The following is a 1491-nucleotide window of genomic DNA, read 5'->3' as shown; positions in this document are numbered from 1 at the left end:
CGACGGTGGCGCCGACAGCGGTGCGAACTGAGCTGAGCGAGCCGACGGCCGGTGCCGGATCGCCCCCCGCGGGCGCCCCGGTACCGGCCGGCGCACGTGCGGCGTCCGGGAACGGCGCCCTCGCGCGGCTGGTCGGCTCGGACACCGACACGTTCGGCGCCCGGAACTGGGGCACCACCGCGCTGCTGCGCACCGGCGCGGACACCGGCGCGTTCCGCGACCTGCTCGACCTCGACGGCGTCGACGAGCTGCTGTCCCGTCGCGGGCTGCGCACCCCGTTCCTGCGGCTGGCCCGCAACGGGTCCGTCGTCGGCTCGGGTGACTTCACCGGCCCGGGCGGGGTGGGCGCCGAGGTCGGCGACCAGGTCCGCGACGACAAGGTCGCCGCGCTGTTCGGCGACGGCAGCACCGTCGTCCTGCAGGCGCTGCACCGCGTCTGGCCCGGCGTCATCGACTTCTGCACCGCGCTCGCCGAGGACCTCGGCCACCCGGTGCAGGCGAACGCCTACATCACCCCGCCCCAGTCCCAGGGCTTCTCCGCCCACTACGACGTGCACGACGTGTTCGTGCTGCAGCTGGCCGGGCAGAAGCACTGGCGCGTCCACGCACCGGTCCACACCGACCCGCTGCGCAGCCAGCCCTGGAGCGACCACGGCGACGCCGTCGCCGCCCGCGCCCGCGACGACGAGCCCGTGATCGACCGGGTCCTCGAACCCGGTGACGTGCTCTACCTCCCCCGCGGCTGGCTGCACTCCGCCACCGCGCTCGGCGACGTCTCGGCGCACCTGACCGTCGGCGTCCACGTGGTGACCCGGTACGCGCTGGTCGAGTCGCTGCTGGCGCTGGTCGCCTCCGACGAGCGGCTGCGCGCGAGCCTGCCGCTGGGGGTCGACCTGGCCGACCCGGAACAGCTCGCCCCGCACCTGGACGCGGTGCGCGCCGCGCTGACCGGTGCCCTCGCCGCCGTCCCCGCCGAGGACGTGTCGCGCCGGGTCCGGGGCCGGATGTGGTCCGGCGGGCGCCCGGAGCCGGTCCGGCCGGTCGCCGCCGCCGCGTTCGCCCGCGATCTCGCGCCCGGGGACACCGTGCGCCGGCGCCTCGGGGTGCACCACCGCCTCGTCCCGGGCGATGATCGGGTCGTGCTGGAACTGGCGGAGAAGACGCTGACCCTGCCCGCCGTCGTCGCACCCGCGCTGGCGGCCCTGCTCGGCGGCGGCACCCACACCGTCGGGGACCTGCCCGGGCTGGACGCCGACGACCAGGTCGTCCTCGTCCGGCGGCTGCTGCGCGAGGGCGTGCTCGTCCCGGCCACGGCGTGACCGCGGCCCGGGAGTACCAGCACTGCGCGGAACTCGCCGGGACGGCCGGTGACCCGGCGGAGGGCACCGCGCCGCCCGCGCGGCACTGGTTCCTCGTCGAGCACCCCGGGCCGTGGCCGCGTCAGGCCCTGGCCGGGCTCGATCCCGCCGCCGCGTCGGCGCTCGGGGCCTG

General features: G+C 77.3%; 1 protein-coding gene. It reads left to right on the top strand.

The window, feature by feature from the left end:
• The first annotated feature begins 5 nt into the window (after positions 1–5).
• A complete protein-coding gene (locus GTW08_RS18615) occupies positions 6–1319 on the top strand; it encodes a cupin domain-containing protein (protein WP_346009933.1) in 1314 nt (437 codons plus the stop codon).
• Positions 1320–1491: the final 172 nt, after the last annotated feature.

Origin of the sequence: Pseudonocardia sp. SID8383, assembly GCF_009864975.1 — a bacterium.
Lineage (GTDB): Bacteria > Actinomycetota > Actinomycetes > Mycobacteriales > Pseudonocardiaceae > Pseudonocardia > Pseudonocardia alni.
This window is presented reverse-complemented; position numbering and strand designations above follow the sequence as displayed.